This is a genomic window from Lactobacillus ultunensis DSM 16047, from assembly GCF_001436305.1.
GTDB lineage: Bacteria > Bacillota > Bacilli > Lactobacillales > Lactobacillaceae > Lactobacillus > Lactobacillus ultunensis.
In genome coordinates this window covers 1-784 of the sequence record NZ_AZFO01000084.1, presented here as the reverse complement: position 1 = coordinate 784, position 784 = coordinate 1, and the positions used below count along the sequence as shown (strand labels likewise).

Here is a 784-nt window from a genome sequence, read left to right as displayed (position 1 = left end):
ATAATTTGTCGCTGTTTGTACAAACTTTATGCCCCAGATGCATTAAAGCAAAGACGGAATATCAATCGATGTAAAATATCTGACAGTTCTATTCTGGCCTTGCTTATTTGGCAGGCTTCATTGGGCGTTGAATCTCAAAGAAGATTTTGTGAAAAGCTTGTTAATTTATCTCACTCTCGCTTTAATCGCAGAGCACGCATGCTTTTGCCATTGATCTATTTAATTCGACATGGCCTTAATGAGGAAGTAGATCTGTCAGGCGACATTTTGATTATTGATAGCTTTCCTGTGCCAGTCTGTCAGCCAATTCGCAATCGTCGAGCAAAGATCTTTCGCGGCTATGCCGATATTGGCTATAAGGCAACCAGAAAAATCTATTATTATGGTTTTAAGGTTCACGCTATTGTTAGCGACGACGGCTACTTGCTAGATTATATCGTAACCAAGGCCTCAGTTCATGATGCTAAGGAAACAGTAGAACTGATTACTAATGCTCATCCTGACAATCGTTACCTTTTGGGCGATGAAGGATATTTGGGCAAAAACCTGCATCAACGCTTAGAGCAAATGGGTTATACGCTTTGGACACCATATCGTAAAAACATGAAGAATGCTCAAAAGCACAATAAGCACTATTTAATGGCACTCAGAAGGACCATCGAGAGTGATTTTTCGCTTTTGTCTTACTACAACGCTGAAAATAATCGAGCTAGAAGTTTAGCAGGTTTTCAAGAGAGACTCGAAGTTGCCATTTTAGCTTATAATATGGCATATTGTCTAGAAC

At 39.5% G+C, this 784-nt stretch carries 1 protein-coding gene; it reads left to right on the top strand.

What is annotated here, in order from left to right; genetic code table 11:
- The coding region (locus FC57_RS10450) for an IS982 family transposase (protein ID WP_056990037.1) at window positions 1–784 on the top strand (784 nt) is incomplete at both ends.